This window comes from Pandoraea norimbergensis (genome assembly GCF_001465545.3).
In the GTDB taxonomy this organism is placed as follows: Bacteria; Pseudomonadota; Gammaproteobacteria; order Burkholderiales; family Burkholderiaceae; genus Pandoraea; species Pandoraea norimbergensis.
In genome coordinates, this window is record NZ_CP013480.3 from 1,038,233 (window position 1) to 1,057,702 (window position 19,470).

A 19,470-nucleotide genomic window follows, 5' to 3' on the forward strand; every position below is an offset into this window, starting at 1 on the left:
AGCCGTCCGCGAATCGTTTCGGAGGAGAAGGTCATGGGACAGTACAACGCGCCGCTGCGCGACATGCAATTCGTCATGCACGAACTGCTGGGCGTGGAAAACGAATTGAAAGCATTGCCGAAGCATGCGGACGTCGATGCCGACACCATCAATCAGGTGCTCGAAGAAGCCGGCAAGTTCTGTAGCGAAGTGGTCTTCCCGCTGAATCAAGTGGGCGATCGCGAAGGCTGCAAATACGAAGGCGATGGTGTGGTCACCACGCCGACGGGCTTCAAAGAGGCCTATCAGAAATACGTCGAAGCCGGCTGGGCCTCACTGGGCTGCGACCCGGAATTCGGCGGTCAAGGCCTGCCGCAAGTCATCAACAACGCGCTGTACGAGATGTTGAACTCGGCGAATCAGGCGTGGACGATGTACCCGGGCCTGTCGCACGGCGCCTACGAATGCCTGCACGCGCACGGCACCCCCGAACAACAAGCCACTTATCTGCCGAAGATCGTCTCGGGCGAATGGACCGGCACGATGTGCCTGACCGAGCCGCATTGCGGCACCGACCTGGGCATGCTGCGCACGAAGGCCGAGCCGAACGGCGACGACTCGTACGCGATCTCGGGCACCAAGATCTTCATCTCGGCCGGCGAGCACGACATGGCCGCCAACATCATTCACCTTGTGCTGGCACGTCTGCCGGATGCGCCCCCGGGCACCAAGGGCATTTCGCTGTTCGTCGTGCCGAAGTTCATCCCCGACGCCAACGGCGCACCGGGTGAGCGCAACGGTATCAAGTGCGGTTCGATCGAACACAAGATGGGCATTCACGGCAATGCCACTTGCGTGATGAACCTCGACGGCGCGAAGGGCTGGCTCGTCGGCGAACCGAACAAGGGCCTGAACGCCATGTTCGTGATGATGAATGCCGCACGCCAGGGCGTGGGCATGCAGGGTCTGGGCCTGACCGAAGTCGCTTATCAGAACTCGCTGGTGTACGCGAAGGAACGCATCCAGATGCGCTCGCTCACCGGCCCGAAGGCACCGGACAAGCCCGCCGATCCGATCATCGTTCACCCGGACGTGCGTCGCATGCTGCTCACGCAAAAGGCTTATGTCGAAGGCGGCCGCGCTTTCTCGTATTGGACCGCGCTGCACATCGACAAGGAGCTCTCGCACGGTGACGAAGCCGAGCGTAAAGAGGCTGCCGATCTGGTCGCGCTGCTCACGCCGATCATCAAGGCCTTCCTGACCGACAACGCGTTCGAGTGCACGAACCACGCGATGCAGATCTACGGCGGCCACGGCTACATCGCCGAGTGGGGCATGGAGCAATACGTGCGCGATGCGCGTATCAACATGATCTACGAAGGCACGAACACGATTCAGGCACTCGATCTGCTGGGCCGCAAGGTGCTGGGCGACATGGGCGCCAAGCTCAAGAAGTTCGGCAAGCTCGTGCAGGACTTCGTCGAAGCCGAAGGCGTGCGCGAAGACATGCAGGAGTTCGTCAATCCGCTCGCGGACATCGGCGACAAGGTCCAGAAGCTGACGATGGAAATCGGCATGAAGGCGATGGCCAACCCCGATGAAGTCGGCGCAGCCGCTGTGCCGTACCAGCGCGTGGTCGGCCATCTCGTGTTCGCCTACTTCTGGGCGCGCATGGCAAGGATTGCCCTCGACAAGCAAGGCAGCGGCGACAAGTTCTACGAGTCGAAGCTCGCTACGGCGCGTTTCTACTTCGCCAAGCTGCTGCCTGAGACCGCGTATCACATCCGCGTGGCACGTGCCGGCGCGAAGACGCAAATGGAAGTCGACGTCGACCTGTTCTGAGAGCGGAGGAGATCACCGTGAGTCAAACCAACAAACCCCTGGTCGTTCGCAAGGTAGCCGTGCTCGGCGCCGGCGTGATGGGCGCGCAGATTGCCGCTCATCTGGTCAATGCGAAAGTGCCTGTCGTGCTGTTCGATTTGCCTGCGAAAGAAGGCCCGAAAAACGGCATCGTGCTGCGCGCCATCGACGGCCTGAAAAAACTGAGCCCCGCGCCGTTCGCCGATAAGGCCGACGCGCAATACATCGAAGCCGCCAACTACGAAGACGACCTCGAAAAGCTGGCCGGTTGCGACGTCGTGATCGAAGCGATCGCCGAGCGCATGGACTGGAAGCACGACCTGTACAAGAAGGTCGCCCCGCATCTGGCCAAGCACGCGATCTTCGCGTCGAACACGTCGGGCCTGTCGATCACCGAACTCTCGGAAGGTTTCGACGCGGAACTGAAGGCGCGCTTTTGCGGCGTGCACTTCTTCAACCCGCCGCGCTACATGCATCTGGTTGAGTTGATCCCGACCGCCACCACGGCACCGGCGATTCTCGACCAGCTCGAAACGTTCCTCACCTCCACGCTCGGCAAGGGCGTGGTGCGCGCGAAGGACACGCCGAACTTCATCGCCAACCGTGTGGGCGTCTTCTCGATTCTGGCGGTATTCGCCGAAGCGCAGAAGTACGGCATCCCGTTCGATGTCGTCGACGATCTGACCGGCAGCAAGCTGGGCCGCGCCAAGTCGGCCACGTTCCGCACGGCCGATGTGGTCGGTCTGGACACGATGGCGCACGTCATCAAGACGATGCAGGACGGCCTCAAGGACGACCCGTTTGCACCGACCTACGCCACGCCGCCCGTGTTGAAAGCACTGGTGGAGAAGGGCGCACTGGGCCAGAAGACGGGCGCGGGCTTCTACAAGAAGGAAGGCAAGGTCATCAAGGTGCTCGACCCGCAATCGGGCGAGTACGTCGAGTCGGGCAAGAAGGCCGACGAGATGGTCGTGCGCATTCTGAAGAAGGCCCCGGCCGAGCGTCTGCGTCTGCTGCGCGAATCGACCAACCCGCAGGCGCAGTTCCTGTGGGCCGTGTTCCGCGACGTGTTCCACTACATCGGCGTGTATCTCGATCAGATCGCCGACAACGCGCGTGAAGTCGACTTCGCCATTCGCTGGGGCTTCGGCTGGACCACCGGTCCGTTCGAAGACTGGCAAGCCGCTGGCTGGAAGGACGTGGCCCAGTGGGTCAAGGAAGACATCGACGCGGGCAAGGCCTTGTCGAACGCGCCGCTGCCCGCTTGGGTGACGAGCGGCAAGGTTGCCGAAGCCGGTGGCGTTCACACGGCCGAAGGCTCATACGCCCCCGCCAAGGACGCGTTTGTGCCGCGCAGCACGCTGCCGGTGTACCAGCGTCAGGTGTTCCCGGCGGCGCTCGTCGGCGAAGCCGGCAACGACCCGCGCAAGTTCGGCAAGACGATCGAAGAGAACGACGCCGTGCGCCTGTGGGTCGATGAAACCCCGGGTCAGGACGACGTGCTCATCGTCTCGTTCAAGTCGAAGATGAACACGATCGGACCGGCCGTCATCGACGGTCTGGTGCGTGCCATCGATCTGGCCGAGGAACAATATCGCGGCGTAGTCGTGTGGCAACCGACGTCGCTCAAGCTCGGCGCGCCGGGCGGTCCGTTCTCCGCAGGTGCCGATCTGGAAGCCGCCATGCCGGCCTTCATGATGGGCGGCGCGAAGGGTATCGAGCCGTTCATCAAGAAATTCCAGGACGGCATGATGCGCGTGAAGTACGCGCAGGTGCCGGTCGTCTCCGCCGTCTCGGGCATCGCCCTCGGCGGTGGCTGCGAGCTGCTGCTGCATAGCGCCAAGCGCGTGGCGGCGCTCGAGAGCTACATCGGTCTGGTGGAAGTCGGCGTGGGCCTCGTGCCGGCCGGCGGCGGTCTGAAGGAAGCCGCGATTCGTGCGGCCGAAGCGGCCACCGCAGCAGGCAGCGTCCAGTATCTGCAATTCGTCACCAAGTCGTTCACCAACGCCGCCATGGCGAAGGTCTCGGCGTCGGCGATCGATGCGCGCGACATGGGCTACCTGAAGCCGTCGGACACCATCGTCTACAACGTGCACGAGTTGCTGTCGGTTGCCCGTAACGAAGCCCGCGCGTTGTCGCTGGCCGGATACCGCCCGCCGCTCAAGCCGGCCGGCATTCCGGTGGCAGGCCGCTCGGGTGTGTCGACGATCAAGGCGCAACTGGTCAACATGCGCGACGGCAACTTCATCTCGGCGCACGACTTCCTGATCGCCTCGCGTATCGCGGAAGCGGTGTGCGGCGGTGACGTGGAAGCCGGTAGCCTGGTGAACGAAGAGTGGCTGCTGGCGCTTGAGCGTCGCGCCTTCATCGAAATGCTGGGCACGTCGAAGTCCCAGGAACGCATCATGGGCATGCTGCAAACCGGCAAGCCGGTGCGTAACTAAGCCGATCGGAGACTGACATGAGCAAACAACTGCAAGACGCCTACATCGTTGCCGCCACGCGCGCCCCGATCGGCAAGGCACCGAAGGGCAGCTACAAGAACACCCGTCCGGACGACCTGCTCGCGACGATTCTCAAGAGCGCGCTCGCCCAGGTGCCCGATCTCGATCCGAAAGTGATCGAAGACGCGATCATCGGTTGCGCCATCCCCGAAGCCCAGCAGGGCCTGAACGTGGCGCGTATCGGTGCGCTGCTCTCGGGCCTGCCGAACACGGTGGGCGGTGTGACGGTCAACCGTTTCTGCGCCTCGGGCCTCACGGCCCTCGCGATGGCCGCCGACCGCATTCGTGTGGGCGAAGCCGACGCGATGTTCGCCGGCGGTATCGAAAGCATGAGCATGGTGCCGATGATGGGCAACACGCCGTCGCTCTCGCCGTCGATCTTCGAGCGCGACGAGAACGTGGGCATCGCCTACGGCATGGGGCTGACCGCGGAGAAGGTGGCGCAGCAGTGGAAGGTCTCGCGCGAAGCGCAGGATGCCTTTGCGCTGGCCTCGCACCAGAAGGCGATCGCTGCCCAGCAACGCGGTGAGTTCACGAACGAAATCACGCCGATCGAGATCGTCGAACGTTTCCCGAATCTCGCCACCGGTGAAGTGTCGATCAAGACGCGTACGCTGTCGCTCGACGAAGGTCCGCGCCCGGATACGACGATCGAAGGCCTCGCCAAGCTGCGTCCGGTGTTCGCCAACAAGGGCTCGGTCACGGCTGGCAACAGCTCGCAGACCTCGGACGGCGCCGGTGCACTGCTCGTGGTTAGCGAGAAGATCCTCAAGCAATTCAACCTCACGCCGCTCGCGCGTTTCGTGTCGTTCGCCGTGCGCGGCGTGCCGCCCGAAATCATGGGCATCGGCCCCAAGGAAGCGATTCCGGCGGCGCTGCGTGCCGCAGGTCTCAAGCAGTCGGACATGGACTGGATCGAGCTGAACGAAGCGTTTGCCGCACAGGCGCTCGCCGTGATTCAGGATCTGGATCTCGACACGAGCCGCGTCAATCCGATGGGCGGCGCCATTGCGCTGGGCCACCCGCTGGGTGCCACCGGTGCGGTGCGTGCAGCTACGGTCGTGCATGCCCTGCGTCGCCACAACCTGAAGTACGGGATGGTGTCGATGTGCGTGGGCACGGGCATGGGCGCAGCGGGGATCATCGAGCGCATGTAAGGACGGGGACCGGACAGGCAAGTGGCCGGTCATCAGGCGCCGGGGTGTGGATCGCGTAGTGCGCGTATCTGCCCCCGGCGTTTGTCATAAGACGAACGCGACATTCAGGATCAGGAGACAGTGGAGATGGACGACGTATTGGTGCAACGCCAGGGCGCGGTACAGGTGCTGACCTTCAACCGCGCACACAAGAAAAACGCGATCACCGCCGAGATGTATCAGGCGCTCGCCGATGGGCTGGCCGAGGCGGATGCCGATCCTGCCATTCGCGTGATCCTGATTCAGGGACAGCCGGAGGCATTTTCCGCCGGCAACGATCTCGAAGACTTCCTGAAGCACCCGCCGAAGGACGACGACGCGCCCGTCTTCCAGTTTCTGCGCCAGATCAGTCAGGCGACCAAGCCGATCGTGGCAGCGGTGGCGGGTAACGCCGTGGGTGTCGGTACGACGATGCTGCTGCATTGCGACGTGGTGTACGCCGCCGAGACGGCTCGCTTCTCGCTGCCGTTCTCGCAGTTGGCACTGGTGCCGGAAGCCGCGTCGAGCTGGCTGTTGCCGCGCGTGGCAGGCTATCACCGCGCCGCCGAGAAGCTGCTGTTCGGTGAGCCGTTCGACGTGAATGAAGCGGTGGTGATGGGGTTCGTGAACCGGATCGTCCCGGCGGCTGAACTTGCGGAATTCGCGGCGAAGCGTGCGGCGCAACTGGCCGCCATGCCGGCGGGCTCGCTGCGCGTGACCAAGCAACTGATGAAGGGCGACAGCGCGCGCGACGTGCAGGAGCGCATTCGCGACGAGGCGCTGGAGTTCGGCAAGCGTCTGCTGTCGCCCGAAGCGCGTGAGGCGTTCACCGCCTTCTTCGAGAAGCGCAAGCCGGATTTCAGTCAGTTTTCGTGAGACGGAAACCGGGCGCTCCGGCGTAATGTCGTGATGATAAAAAGGCTGACGACCCTCGGGTCGCCAGCCTTCTTTGTCTTCACTCCGGCGTTCAGCCCAGCGTTTCGAGCTTGGGCAACTGGCGCGGGCGGCGGTCCTCGTCGGTGGCCACGTAGGTGACCATGGCCTCGGTCACCTTCACGATCTCGTGCGACAGGCGCATGCGCTGTGCGTAGGCCTCGACGTAGACGGTAATCGACGTGTTGCCGGTCTTGACGATCTTCGCGTAGAAGCTCAGCAGATCGCCGACGAACACCGGCTGCTTGAACAGGAACGAGTTGACGGCAATCGTTGCCACACGGCCGTTGGCGCGCTGCGCGGCGGGAATCGAGCCGGCAATGTCGACCTGCGACATGATCCAGCCGCCGAACACGTCGCCATGGGCATTGGCGTCGGCAGGCATCGGCATCACGCGCAACGCCAGTTCTTTTTCGTCGGGCAGGGCCGTGAGGGCAGGGGTCGGGGTACTCATGGGGTTCCTTGCGTGAGCCAAAAAGCGGGAAAACTCGGGAATGCACCGGCAGGCGGGGCATTCGAGGGGGCTCTCCCAAAGGAGAAGCCCGCCCGGCGCTGGCTCAGCATGAGACGCCGGGTTCTGCGAAAATACGCCATTGACGATTTTAGCGGAAAGCCCCCCACCGGACCTGTTGCCCGGGCCGGACCCCGCCCCCACAGCATCATGAGACGTTTTACTCCGGCCGAGCCTGCGCCGGCGGCGGCCAATGCCCCGAACGCGAAGCACACCCCCAAGAAGCCGCGCAACGACTGGCAGGTGCTCAAGTCGCTGCTGCCGTACCTGCTCGAATTCCGCGGGCGGGTGACGCTCGCGTTGTCGTGTCTGATTCTGGCCAAGGTGGCCAACCTCGGTGTGCCGATTCTGATGAAGCACATCGTCGATGCGCTGGGGCCGGTGGCGGCGCTCTCGGCTACCGCCCGTGCCACCGCCGACCCGGCACTGATCGTCGTGGGCGGGCTGGGCATGCTGGTGATCGCCTACGGGGTGGTGCGCCTGTCGACGTCGCTCTTTACCGAGCTGCGCGAAATCCTGTTCTCGAAGGTGACGGAAAGCGCCGTGCGGCAAGTGGCGCTCAGAGTGTTCCGCCATCTGCACGCGCTCTCGCTGCGCTTCCATCTGGAACGTCAGACCGGTGGCATGAGCCGCGACATCGAGCGCGGCACGCGCGGCATCCAGTCGATGATCTCGTACTCGCTGTACAGCATTCTGCCCACGCTCATCGAAGTGGCGCTGGTGCTCGGCTTCTTCGTCGTGCGCTATGACGCGTTCTACGCATTGGTGACGCTCGCGGCGCTCGTGTTCTACATCGCGTTCACCGTGAAGGTGACCGAGTGGCGCACGCATTTCCGCCGCACGATGAACGAGCTCGATTCGAAGGCCAACGCGCGCGCCATCGATTCGCTGATCAACTACGAGACGGTGAAGTACTTCGGCAACGAGGCGTTCGAGACGGAGCGCTACGACGAGAATCTGAAGCGCTATCGTGCGGCGGCCATCCGCTCGCAGAACTCGCTTTCCGTGCTCAACTTCGGGCAGCAGGTGATCATTGCCACCGGGCTGATTCTGATTCTGTGGCACGCCACGCAGGGCGTGATGAGCGGCAGGATGACGCTGGGCGATCTCGTGCTGGTCAACACGTTCATGTTGCAGCTCTATATCCCGCTGAATTTCCTCGGCGTGATCTATCGCGAACTCAAGCAGGCCATGACGGACATGGACCGCATGTTCACGCTGCTCGACGTCAACCGCGAAGTGGCCGACCCGCCCGGCGCGCCCGCGCTGATCTGCACCGGCAGCACGGTGAGCTTCGAGCATGTGAATTTCGGCTACGAGACGACGCGCCAGATTCTGCACGACGTGGATTTCACCATCGCCGCAGGCACGACCACAGCGGTTGTGGGCCACAGCGGCTCGGGCAAATCGACGCTCTCGCGTTTGCTGTTCCGGTTCTATGACGTGGGCTTCCCCGGCACAACGGCGGGGCGCATCACCATCGACGGGCAGGATATTCGCGACGTGACGCAAGACTCGCTGCGGGCCGCCATCGGCATCGTGCCGCAGGACACGGTGCTGTTCAACGACACGATTTACTACAACATCGCTTACGGAAATCCGTCGGCATCGCGCGAGCAGGTCATCGCGGCGGCGCGTGCGGCGCACATTCACGACTTCATCGAGAGCCTGCCGGCGGGCTATGAGTCGATGGTCGGCGAGCGCGGGCTGAAGCTCTCCGGCGGCGAAAAGCAACGCGTGGCGATCGCGCGCACGATTCTGAAGAATCCGCACATCCTGATCTTCGATGAAGCGACGTCGGCACTCGATTCGCGCTCGGAGCAGGCGATTCAGACGGAACTGCGCAATATCGCCCGGGAGCGCACCACGCTTGTGATCGCGCACCGGCTGTCCACGGTCGTGCACGCGGCGCAGATCATCGTGCTTGATAAGGGCCGCATCGTCGAGCGCGGCACGCACGACGAATTGCTGAGTGCGCAAGGGCTGTACGCGCAGATGTGGGCGCTGCAACAACAGCGGCGTGGTGGCGAGGGCGACGCCGAGGCATCGCATTTCGCGACGGTGGTGTCCTGAGCGGCCGACGCCCCACCGTTGGGTGCGGCCCTGTCGCGCGCGCGGGCGATTGAGTAGACTAGCGCGCTGACACCGTCAGCCCCGGGGGCTCTGCATGGAAATCAAATGGCTCGAAGACTTCGTGTCGCTCGCCAAGACGCACAGTTTCAGCCGCTCGGCCGAGTTGCGCCATGTGACGCAGCCCGCCTTCTCGCGCCGCATTCAGGCCCTTGAGGCGTGGCTCGGCAGTGAATTGATCGACCGGTCGAGCTATCCGACCCGGCTCACCCCTGCCGGTGAAGTCTTCTACGAGCAGGCGCTCGCGCTGCTCTCTCAGGCGCAGGAGGCACGGGCCTTGCTGCGCGAGCAGCGTTCCGCGGACCATTCGGTGCTCGACTTCGCCGTGCCGCATACGCTGTCGATGACGTTCTTCCCGCGCTGGCTCAAGACGCTGGAAAAGCGGCTGGGCTTGCTGCGCACCCGTCTGCGGGCGCTCAACGTGCACGACGCCGCGATGTCGCTGACCGACGGCGGCTGCGACCTGCTCATGTGCTACTACCATCCCAGCCAGCCCTTGCAGCTCGACGTGGCGCGCTACGAGATGGTCGTGCTCGGCAGCGAGCGCTTTAGCCCCTACAGCGCGCCGACGCCGCAAAAGCGGGCGCGCTTCAAGCTCCCCGGCACGGCGGAAGCCCCGGTGCCCTATCTGGCCTACACATCGAACGCCTACCTCGGGCGCATGGCCGACCTGCTGGTGGGCGACACGACTAGCCCGCCCCATTTCGACAAGGTCTACGAGACCGACATGGCCGAGGCCCTCAAGGCCATGGTGCTGGCGGGGCACGGCGTGGCGTTTCTACCCGAAAGCGCCGTGGTCGACTCGGTCGCGCGCGAGGAGCTGATCGACCTCGCGCCACCGGGCAAGACCGCCGCGCCATGGCATCTCGATATGGAAATCCGCCTCTATCGCGACCGTCTGGCCTACGCCGACGCGAGCAACCGCCGCGAGAAAGCCAAACGCGAAGCCGTCGAGGCGTTCTGGCAGGCCGTGCGCGATCAGGTCAAGGGCTAAGGCGCTCGATCCGGCAAGCTGGCCGAATTCACCGAATTGGCCCCAATAGGCTGATATGCGCAAAGGGGCATTTCGCAATTGAGAATCCGGCCGGAGGGTATCTGAGGCAGCACGATTGACTCACTTCGATGCGTGATCCGGGCGGTTGACTCGGCGTAATGACGAGATCGCCAATCTATGCACGAAACGCATAGATGCATGTTTATTCGGCATTGGATTGTTCTTTGCGGCTCTAGGTAAAGTGCCTGCCATTCGTGTCGCAAGCACGGTGTGTGCGTGCGGCGCTGATTGAAGCCGGAGAATCCAGAGATGTCTCAATCGTCACAGCACGCCTTGCCTTCCTACCTCCAAGCCGATGATCTCGGCCCCTGGGGCAACTATCTTCAACAGGTCGACCGCGTTACGCCCTATCTGGGCAACCTCTCGCGTTGGGTCGAAACCCTCAAGCGCCCAAAGCGCATCCTGATCGTCGACTGCCCGATCGAACTCGATAACGGCACCATCGCCCACTTCGAGGGCTATCGCGTCCAGCACAACACCTCGCGCGGTCCCGGCAAGGGCGGCGTGCGTTTCCACCAGGACGTCACGCTCTCCGAAGTCATGGCCCTGTCGGCCTGGATGTCGGTCAAGAACGCGGCAGTGAACGTGCCGTACGGCGGCGCCAAGGGCGGTATCCGCGTCGACCCGCGCAAGCTCTCGCGCGGCGAACTCGAACGCCTGACGCGTCGTTACACCAGCGAAATCAACATCATCATCGGGCCGACGAAGGACATTCCGGCACCGGACGTCAACACGAATGAGCAGATCATGGCGTGGATGATGGACACGTACTCGATGAACGAGGGCTCCACGGCCACGGGCGTCGTGACCGGCAAGCCGATCTCGCTGGGTGGCTCGCTGGGCCGTCGCGAAGCGACCGGCCGTGGCGTGTTCGTGGTGAGCTGCGAGTCGGCCCGCCGTCTGGGCATGGACGTGCGCGGTTCGCGCGTGATCGTGCAGGGCTTCGGCAACGTGGGCGGCATTGCGGCCCGCCTGTTCGCGGAAGCCGGCGCGCATGTCATCGGCGTGCAAGATCACACGGGTACGATCTACAAGTCGGACGGCCTCGATGTGCCGAACCTGCTCAAGCACGTGGCCGAAACGGGCGGCGTGGGCGGTTTCCCGGCAGCCGAGACCATCAAGGACGATGAATTCTGGTCGCTCGACTGCGAATTCCTGATTCCGGCGGCGCTGGAAAACCAGATCACCGAGAAGAACGCCGACAAGATTCGCGCGAAGGTCGTGGTGGAAGGCGCCAACGGCCCGACCACGACGGCGGCCGACGACATTCTGCGTGCCAAGAACATTCTGGTGGTGCCCGATGTGGTGGCCAACGCCGGGGGTGTTACTGTGTCGTACTTCGAATGGGTGCAGGACTTCTCGAGCTTCTTCTGGACCGAGGAAGAGATCAACCACCGCCTGGAGCGCATCATGCGCGAAGCCTTCGACGGCGTGTGGCACGTGGCGCAGGAACATTCGGTGTCGCTGCGTACGGCGGCATTCATTGTGGCGTGTAGCCGTATCCTGCAAGCGCGCGAGATGCGCGGCCTGTACCCCTGATCTGGCGGTGCTTTTGCTCTAAGTAGTAATACGCACTAATGCGTAAAAAACGAATGTTCGGGGCGAAATGCGTCAAAAAAGACGTACGTTCCGAACATTCGAGAATAAAAAAACAGGCAATTGCAGTGCTAAAATGCATTCGTTTTGTGCCAAGGAGACCAAGGAATGACCCTCTCGAAAATTGCATTGGCGTTGTGTTGTGTGGGCCTGATGGCAGGTGCTGCACAAGCGCAGGAAAGCGGTACGCTCAAGAAGATCAAGGACACCGGCGTGATTTCGCTGGGTAACCGGGAGTCGTCGATCCCGTTCTCGTTCTATGACAACAACCATAATGTCGTTGGTTACGCGAACGATGTCGCGATGGCCATCGTCGATGAAGTCAAGAAAGAACTGAAGCTCACGAAGCTCGACGCGAAGCAGACCCCGATCACGTCGCAGAACCGTATTCCGCTGGTGCAAAACGGCACGATCGATATCGAGTGCGGTTCGACCACCAACAATGCCGAGCGCCAGAAGCAAGCGGCCTTCTCGAACACCTTCTTCATCATCGGTACGCGTCTGCTGACCAAGAACAGCTCGGGCGTGAAGGATTTCGACGATCTGAAGGGCAAGAACGTCGTGACCACCGCCGGTACGACCTCTGAGCGTCTGCTGCGTCAGATGAATCAGGATAAGAACATGGGCATGAACATCATCAGCGCGAAGGATCACGGCGAGGCAGCGATCACGCTGCATCAAGGCCGTGCCGTTGCGTTCATGATGGACGACGCCCTGCTCGCCGGTGAGCGCGCCAAGTTCAAGGATGCCAAGGACTACAGCATCGTCGGCAAGCCGCAATCGTACGAAGCGTACGGCTGCATGATGCGCAAGGACGATCCGGGCTTCAAGAAGGTGGTGGACACGGCTGTGGCCAACTACCAGAAGTCGGGCAAGGCATTCACGGACTACAAGAAGTGGTTCCAGTCGCCGATCCCGGCGTTGAACGGCACGAACATGGACTTCCCGCCGTCGGCTGAAATGGCCGCGCTGTGGAAGGCGCCGAACGACAGCGCTGACGTGACGCCTGCCAAGTAAGCCTCGTGGCTTATCGCAACGCTGAGCATGATCAGTAAGTAATGCCGAAGCGGAAGGAGTCATCCTTCCGCTTCTTTTTAAGCAAGACAAGTAGAAAAGGGGAGATCATGGCTCTCGGTCTCGATTTCAGTTTTTTCTTCCAGCCGGTAGCGACCGGTGAGAACAGCACCTATTTCGGGTGGCTGCTCTCGGGCTTCAAGCTCACGCTTGAGGTCGGCCTCGGCGGCTGGATCATCGCGTTGATCGTCGGCTCCGTGCTCGGCGTGATGCGCACCGTTCCCAATAAGTGGATTTCGGGCTTCGCGGCGGGGTACGTCGAGCTGTTCCGGAACATCCCGTTGCTGGTGCAGTTGTTCTTCTGGTACTACGTGGCGCCCGACTTCCTCCCGGAAGCGATCCGCCAGTGGCTGTTCTCGCTCAATCCGGCGAACGTCTCGCTGCTCACCGGTGTGATTGGCCTGGGTCTCTTTACGGCCGCCCGCGTGTGTGAACAGGTGCGTTCCGGTATCAATTCGCTGCCCAAGGGTCAGAAGAATGCCGGTCTGGCCATGGGGCTCACGCTGCCGCAGACGTACCGCTTCGTACTGCTGCCGGTGGCTTTCCGTGTGGTGATCCCGCCGATTACCTCGGAATTCGTCAATATCTTCAAGAACTCGGCCGTGATCTCGACAGTGAACCTGCTCGAACTGACCGGCCAGGGCAAGCAACTGATCGACTACACGGCGCATAGCTACGAGTCGTTCATCGCCGTGACGGTTGCCTACATGATCATCAACATCGTCGTGCTCACGTTCATGCGTTGGCTCGAAACGAAGACCCGCCTGCCGGGCTACATCGGGGGCAAATAATGGGTGAGATCTTCGCTTGGGGCGGCGTGGTAGACGCGTGGCCCCTGTTGGTCAAGGGCATGGTCACCACGTTGCAGATCACGGCGCTCGCCGTGATCGTGGGCATCGTGTGGGGCACATTGCTCGCGATGATGCGTCTGTCGGGCGTGGCGGCGTTGAAGTGGTTCGCGGATCTGTACGTGAACGTGTTCCGTTCGATCCCGCTGCTGATGGTGCTGCTGTGGTTCTTCCTGATCGTGCCGCAGGTGCTGCGCTCGTTGCTCGACGTGCCGCCCACGTGGGACATCCGGATGGTCTCGGCGCTCGTCGCCTTCTCGCTGTTTGAAGCAGCGTATTATTCGGAAATCATTCGTGCCGGTATTCAGAGCGTGTCGCGCGGCCAGTTGTCGGCAGCGTTTGCGCTCGGTATGTCGTACTGGCAGGCAATGGGTCTCGTGGTGCTGCCGCAGGCCTTCCGGAACATGGTGCCGTTGCTGCTGACGCAGGGCATCATCTTGTTCCAGGATACGTCGCTCGTGTATGCGATCGCCCTGTCCGACTTCTTCGGAATGTCGTATCAGGTGGGTCAGCGCGACGGCACTTTGCCCGCAATGATTGTGTTTGCCGGGGCGGTCTACTTTGTGATCTGCTTCACGGTTTCGATGTTGGTTAAACGTCTTCAAAAGAGGTTGGCGAAATGATTTCCCTCAAAAACGTCTCCAAGTGGTACGGCCAGTTCCAGGTGCTCACGGACTGTTCCACTGAAGTCAAGAAGGGTGAAGTCGTGGTGGTGTGCGGCCCGTCGGGTTCGGGCAAGTCCACGCTCATCAAGACCGTCAACGGTCTGGAGCCGATCCAGCAAGGCGAGATCATCGTCGACGGCACCTCGGTCGCAGACCCCAAGACGAACCTGGCCAAGCTCCGCTCGCGCGTGGGCATGGTGTTCCAGCACTTCGAACTGTTCCCGCATCTGTCGATTACCGAAAACCTGACGCTCGCGCAGATCAAGGTGCTCGGCCGCCGCAAGGACGAAGCCAACGACAAGGGGCTGAAACTGCTTGAGCGCGTGGGCCTGAAGGCGCATGCACACAAGTTCCCGGGCCAGTTGTCGGGCGGTCAGCAGCAGCGTGTCGCGATTGCCCGTGCCCTGTGCATGGACCCGATAGCCATGTTGTTCGACGAGCCGACGTCGGCACTCGATCCGGAAATGATCAATGAAGTGCTCGACGTGATGGTCGAACTGGCGCATGAAGGCATGACCATGATGGTGGTCACGCACGAAATGGGCTTCGCCAAGAAGGTGGCCAATCGCGTGATCTTCATGGATCAGGGCCTGATCGTCGAAGACGACAAGAAGGAAGAGTTCTTCGACAACCCGAAGTCGGATCGCGCCAAGGACTTCCTGGCCAAGATCCTGCACTGAACTCGGGGCAGGGCACGGCGCGTCAGCCCACAAGGCGACGCGCTGTCGTCTGGCTCGAAGCACTCGCAGAGACGAAAAAGCGTGCCCACGGGCACGCTTTTTTTATGGCCGCTCGGTGCGCACGAGATGCACCGGAGGCTTACTGGCAGGCGGTGTTCTGCGCGTTGCGCAGGCGTACGGCTTCCGGAATCGGGACGACGGCGCGCTGCGTCGGGGCGCCGTTTTCGAAGAGGATCAGCTCGCCCGGCTCGAAGGTCGTCCAGACTTCGTTGTCGGTCAGCGGCACCGTCGCGATGACCGCCACGCGGTCGGCCGGCGTCGTGAACTTGGCGAAGTCGATTTCCCAGTCGGCATCGATCAGATGCGCCTTCGCGAACGGCCACTGACGGGCGATGAAATGCAGCTTGGTCGAGCAGTGGGCGATCAGGGCCTGTCCGTTCGAGAGCACGAAGTTGAACACGCCGTGGCGGGTGATCGTGCGCGTGATGTCTTCCACCGCGTGGAACAGCTCGTCGAGCGGGGGTTGTGAGCCGGGGAAGCGCTTGCGCAGGCCTTGCATGATGTCGCAGAACGCGCGCTCGCTGTCGGTCGTGCCGACCGGCTGGTACACGCCGGAGAGGAACGGGTCGTAATCGTGCAGGTCGCCGTTGTGCGCGAAGATCCAGTGACGCCCCCACAGTTCGCGCTGGAACGGATGGCAGTTCTCCAGCTCAACGATGCCTTGGGTCGCCTTGCGGATGTGCGCGATGACGTTTTTCGACTTGATGGGGTATTTCTTCACCAGTTCGGCGATGGGCGAATTGGCGGCGGCCTGATGATCGATGAAGAGCCGGCAGGCCTTGTCTTCGAAGAAGGCGATACCCCAGCCGTCGGCATGATGGTCAGTGCCGCCCCCGCGCGCCGCAAAACCGGTAAATGAGAACGTGATGTCGGTCGGTTCTGCGCAATTCATTCCAAGCAGTTGGCACATGGGGCGGGCAAATCTCTGATTGGCAGCTCACGTCGTGTCAGTGCGCAGCTGCCGTTACAATATGGGGTTGCACAAGCATAGCACCGGCCCCTGTGCACGTACATTCCCGTCCTAAAAAGTTCGTCGCGCCGACGCCCCACCCGCCGGCACGGCCCAGCAGCCCCGGAACCGATCATGACCACCGAACTGACTATCACCCGTCCCGATGACTGGCACCTGCACGTGCGCGATGGCGCTGTGCTCAAGAGCGTGCTGCCCGACAGCGCCCGCCAGTTCGGCCGCGCGATCATCATGCCGAACCTCAAGCCGCCGGTCACCACCACCGAGCATGCTGCCGCCTACCGCGAGCGCATCCTCGCGGCACGCCCGGCCGGCAACACGTTCGAGCCGCTCATGACGTTGTATCTCACCGACAACACCCCGGGGGACGAGATCCGTCGCGCTAAGGCGTCGGGTTTCGTGCATGGCGTGAAGCTCTACCCGGCAGGCGCCACCACCAACTCGGATGCCGGCGTGACCGATCTGGCCAAGTGCCGCGGTGCGCTCGAAGCCATGCAGGAAGTCGGTATGCCGCTGCTCGTGCACGGCGAAGTCACGAGTTCGGATATCGATATCTTCGATCGCGAAAAAGTCTTCATCGACCGCGTGATGAAGCCGCTGCGCCGTGATTTCCCGGCACTCAAGGTGGTGTTCGAGCACATCACCACGAAGGATGCCGCCGAGTACGTCGCTGAGGCCGAAGGCCCCATCGGCGCCACGATCACCGCGCATCATCTGCTGTACAACCGCAATGCGATCTTCACCGGCGGCATCCGCCCGCATTACTACTGCCTGCCGGTGCTCAAGCGCGAGATCCACCGTGAGGCGCTGGTTAAGGCTGCCACGTCGGGCAGCGCGCGCTTCTTCCTGGGCACGGATAGCGCCCCCCACGCCCGTGGCGCGAAGGAAATGGCCTGCGGTTGCGCGGGTTGCTACACGGCCCTGCACGCCGTGGAGCTGTACGCGGAAGCGTTCGATAACGCCGGTGCGCTCGACAAGCTGGAAGGGTTTGCCAGCTTCCACGGCCCGGATTTCTACGAACTGCCGCGTAACGCCGACAAAATCACGCTGGTGCGCGAAGACTGGGAACTGCCGGCCGAATTGCCGATGGGCGACGCGACCGTCGTGCCGCTGCGCGGTGGCGAGGTTATCGGCTGGAAGCTCAAGGGCTGAGGCAGGGCGTTTTTCGATGCTGTCTGTGTTGCCCGTGATGACCCAGCCGCACACGGCGGATGCATTGCCCGATATCGACTGGCCGCAACCGTGGTTCGCGGCGCTCAGGGCGCACGGGCAGGGCGCGCTCGCCAGCGGCGACTGGCGAGCGGCGCTGTCGTCGCAGGCGAGGGCGGCCGCTCAGGTCAGCGGGCACGGCAAGCCGTTGTGCTTCGTCGCACAGGCGGATTTGCCGGAAGACACGGCTTACGAAGCCTTTATTGCCGCGACTGGCGGCGTGCCGACCCGGCCCAATCTGCATGACTTCTTCAATGCGCTGATCTGGCTGGCCTACCCGCGCAGCAAGGCGGCGCTCAACGCCCGGCAAGCTGCGGCCATCGCGTCCGATGGCGTGCAGGCCACCCGTGGGGCCACCCGCGATGCGGCGACCTTGTTCGACGAAAATGCGGTCATCTTTGCCTGTAGCGACCCGGCTTTGTCCGCTGCGCTGCGCAGCTTCGACTGGCAGACCCTGTTCGTCACGCGCCGCGCGGAGTGGGGTCGTGCCTGCGAAGTGCAGCCGTTCGGGCACGCTTTGCTGGAGAAGCTGGTTACGCCCTACAAGGCGATCACGGCGCACGCATGGATTGTCGATGTCCCGGCCGATTACTTCCGGCTGTCACCCGCCGGACGCCTCGACTGGCTCGACGCCCGGCTAGCGCCGGGGCTTGCCGGCATTCCGTTCAAGCCGCGTGACTTCGCGCCATTGCCGGTGTTGGGTATCCCGGGGTGGTGGCCGGCGAACGGCGATTCGGACTATTACAGCGACACGTCGGTGTTTCGCCCGGGGCGTCGGGCCGATTTGCCCGCGGGGAAGCCGCAAGCGCGGTAATCCGGGGTGGTTGGGCGTGGGGCAAGGCGCGCGCGTGATACACTTCGGCCCGCAGAGTCGGCCAGACAATCGCCGCCTTCTTCGGAAGGGGGAGGAAAGTCCGGACTCCATAGGGCAGGGTGATGGCTAACGGCCATCCGTCGTGAGACGCGGAACAGGGCAACAGAGAACAGACCGCCGATGGCCCCTGGCGCAAGCCAGGCGGATCAGGTAAGGGTGAAACGGTGCGGTAAGAGCGCACCGCGGCGTGCGGCAACGCACACGGCACGGTAACCTCCACCCGGAGCAATTCCAAATAGGCAGGTGAGCGGCATGCGCCTTGTGCGTGTGCCGGCAACGGGGCCCCCGGGAGCCTGCGGGTAGGAAGCTTGAGCGGCGTAGTGATGCGTCGCCTAGAGGAATGGTTGTCAGGCGCGGCGCGAGTCGCGTTCACAGAATCCGGCTTATCGGCCGTCTCTGCATCGATACAAAAGCGAAAGGCTCCCGTGAGGGAGCCTTTTGTCTTTCTGCGACGGGACTTTCGCGACATAGCGCGCGCGACGCCAATCGCTCACGCTCATGCCCTTGTGCCTCAGCCTTCGACGATTTCCACGCTGTGCGTGAGCTCGGCCGTCTTGGCGAGCATGATCGACGCCGAGCAGTACTTGTCGTGCGAGAGCGTCACGGCGCGCTCGACGGTAGCCGGGTTCAGGTTGCGGCCCGTCACGGTGAAGTGGAAGTGAATCTTCGTGAAGACCTTGGGGTCTTCGCTGGCGCGCTCGGCCTTGAGCGTGACGCTGCAATCCTTGACCTCCGCGCGGCTCTTCTTGAGGATCATCACCACGTCGTACGCGGTGCACCCCCCGGTGCCGACCAGCAGCATCTCCATCGGACGCGGTGCCAGGTTACGGCCACCTCCTTCCGGCGCCCCATCCATCGCGACGATGTGCCCACTGCCCGTCTCCGCGATGAAGGCCATGCCATCCTGGCCCATCCAGCTAACCTTGCATTCCATAATCTCGATACCCCGAATTCTCGTTCAAGCAAAAATTGTAGCGGCTTCCGCAATAGTGCGTACGATGCCGTCCGACTCGCGTCCGGCAGCCTCCGGGCGGTCTGAGTTGTTGCGTCGCAATATTGGCGCTTTTTTGATCGGGTTTTCAGGGGGAAAAACCCTAAATTTAGGCAAAAAGCTCTAGCAGGCAGAACGATCTGAGCGTGCGTTTCTTCATAACTTATTGAAATTAAACAGCTATGTTAGTTTGTATGCGATTTTTGAGAATTTCATAATGTGGTGTTGTATTTCGCACTATAAATTTTCTTGCAACGCACCATCGGCTTTGCTAGACTTCAGTCATTGGTTGTTGTGCTTCACAGCAATTCTGCAAGTGTCTCCTCCACCCTCCTCCTTTGGTGGATTTAACCCGGA

General features: G+C 62.5%; 16 protein-coding genes and 1 other RNA gene. 14 read left to right on the forward strand and 3 right to left on the reverse strand.

All coding sequences use genetic code 11. The features are described from left to right. Positions 1 to 33 precede the first annotated feature (33 nt). The 4 genes from AT302_RS04625 (at position 34) to AT302_RS04640 (ending at position 6,394) form a co-directional block, all read left to right on the forward strand. On the forward strand, positions 34 to 1,821 hold the full coding sequence (locus AT302_RS04625) for an acyl-CoA dehydrogenase C-terminal domain-containing protein (RefSeq protein ID WP_058377422.1): 1,788 nt from the start codon (positions 34 to 36) through the stop codon (positions 1,819 to 1,821). A gap of 17 nt (positions 1,822 to 1,838) precedes the next feature. After that, positions 1,839 to 4,283: a 3-hydroxyacyl-CoA dehydrogenase/enoyl-CoA hydratase family protein gene (locus AT302_RS04630; protein ID WP_150683264.1), complete on the forward strand. Its 2,445-nt coding sequence runs from the start codon at positions 1,839 to 1,841 to the stop codon at positions 4,281 to 4,283. Between the two features lie 17 nt (positions 4,284 to 4,300). After that, on the forward strand, positions 4,301 to 5,500 hold the full coding sequence (locus tag AT302_RS04635; protein WP_058377423.1) for an acetyl-CoA C-acyltransferase: 1,200 nt from the start codon (positions 4,301 to 4,303) through the stop codon (positions 5,498 to 5,500). A 126-nt stretch (positions 5,501 to 5,626) separates the two neighbouring features. Beyond that, positions 5,627 to 6,394 (forward strand): enoyl-CoA hydratase, encoded by a 768-nt coding sequence (locus tag AT302_RS04640; protein WP_058377424.1) that lies wholly within the window; start codon positions 5,627 to 5,629, stop codon positions 6,392 to 6,394. Positions 6,395 to 6,485: 91 nt separating this feature from the next. Here the strand turns inward: AT302_RS04640 and AT302_RS04645 are convergent, their stop codons facing one another. Then, positions 6,486 to 6,905 (reverse strand): acyl-CoA thioesterase, encoded by a 420-nt coding sequence (locus AT302_RS04645; RefSeq protein WP_058377425.1) that lies wholly within the window; start codon positions 6,903 to 6,905, stop codon positions 6,486 to 6,488. 207 nt (positions 6,906 to 7,112) lie between these two features. Between AT302_RS04645 and AT302_RS04650 the strand changes: the two genes are divergently transcribed. The 7 genes from AT302_RS04650 (at position 7,113) to AT302_RS04680 (ending at position 15,009) form a co-directional block, all read left to right on the forward strand. Beyond that, positions 7,113 to 9,035: an ABCB family ABC transporter ATP-binding protein/permease gene (locus AT302_RS04650; protein ID WP_058377426.1), complete on the forward strand. Its 1,923-nt coding sequence runs from the start codon at positions 7,113 to 7,115 to the stop codon at positions 9,033 to 9,035. Between the two features lie 94 nt (positions 9,036 to 9,129). After that, on the forward strand, positions 9,130 to 10,086 hold the full coding sequence (locus AT302_RS04655) for a LysR family transcriptional regulator (RefSeq protein ID WP_058377427.1): 957 nt from the start codon (positions 9,130 to 9,132) through the stop codon (positions 10,084 to 10,086). 309 nt (positions 10,087 to 10,395) lie between these two features. Continuing rightward, positions 10,396 to 11,685, forward strand: coding sequence for a Glu/Leu/Phe/Val family dehydrogenase (locus AT302_RS04660; RefSeq protein ID WP_058377428.1), 1,290 nt, complete (start codon positions 10,396 to 10,398; stop codon positions 11,683 to 11,685). 165 nt (positions 11,686 to 11,850) lie between these two features. Then, positions 11,851 to 12,759, forward strand: coding sequence for a glutamate/aspartate ABC transporter substrate-binding protein (locus AT302_RS04665; RefSeq protein ID WP_058377429.1), 909 nt, complete (start codon positions 11,851 to 11,853; stop codon positions 12,757 to 12,759). A gap of 107 nt (positions 12,760 to 12,866) precedes the next feature. Further along, a complete protein-coding gene (locus tag AT302_RS04670; protein ID WP_058377430.1) occupies positions 12,867 to 13,607 on the forward strand; it encodes an amino acid ABC transporter permease in 741 nt (246 codons plus the stop codon). Beyond that, positions 13,607 to 14,287: a glutamate/aspartate ABC transporter permease GltK gene (gene gltK / locus AT302_RS04675; RefSeq protein WP_058377431.1), complete on the forward strand. Its 681-nt coding sequence runs from the start codon at positions 13,607 to 13,609 to the stop codon at positions 14,285 to 14,287. Before AT302_RS04670 ends, gltK begins: the two co-directional genes overlap by 1 nt. Further along, positions 14,284 to 15,009, forward strand: coding sequence for an amino acid ABC transporter ATP-binding protein (locus AT302_RS04680; RefSeq protein WP_058377432.1), 726 nt, complete (start codon positions 14,284 to 14,286; stop codon positions 15,007 to 15,009). The genes gltK and AT302_RS04680 overlap by 4 nt, the downstream gene beginning before the upstream one ends. A 139-nt stretch (positions 15,010 to 15,148) precedes the next feature. Here AT302_RS04680 and AT302_RS04685 read toward each other — a convergent pair whose 3' ends face one another. Further along, positions 15,149 to 15,979: a class II glutamine amidotransferase gene (locus AT302_RS04685; RefSeq protein WP_058377433.1), complete on the reverse strand. Its 831-nt coding sequence runs from the start codon at positions 15,977 to 15,979 to the stop codon at positions 15,149 to 15,151. Positions 15,980 to 16,153: 174 nt separating this feature from the next. Here AT302_RS04685 and pyrC point away from each other — a divergent pair, with 174 nt between their 5' ends. The 3 genes from pyrC (at position 16,154) to rnpB (ending at position 18,524) form a co-directional block, all read left to right on the forward strand. Beyond that, a complete protein-coding gene (gene pyrC / locus AT302_RS04690) occupies positions 16,154 to 17,191 on the forward strand; it encodes a dihydroorotase (protein WP_058377434.1) in 1,038 nt (345 codons plus the stop codon). A 16-nt stretch (positions 17,192 to 17,207) separates the two neighbouring features. Next, the gene (locus tag AT302_RS04695; RefSeq protein ID WP_237172063.1) at positions 17,208 to 18,062 is read left to right on the forward strand and encodes a DUF3025 domain-containing protein; all 855 of its coding nucleotides are present in this window, start codon (positions 17,208 to 17,210) and stop codon (positions 18,060 to 18,062) included. 53 nt (positions 18,063 to 18,115) lie between these two features. Further along, positions 18,116 to 18,524, forward strand: an RNA gene (gene rnpB / locus AT302_RS04700) — RNase P RNA component class A. Positions 18,525 to 18,633: 109 nt separating this feature from the next. Here the strand turns inward: rnpB and AT302_RS04705 are convergent. Beyond that, entirely contained in the window at positions 18,634 to 19,056 is a 423-nt protein-coding gene (locus AT302_RS04705; RefSeq protein ID WP_058377435.1) for an OsmC family protein, read from the reverse strand. Positions 19,057 to 19,470 lie beyond the last annotated feature (414 nt).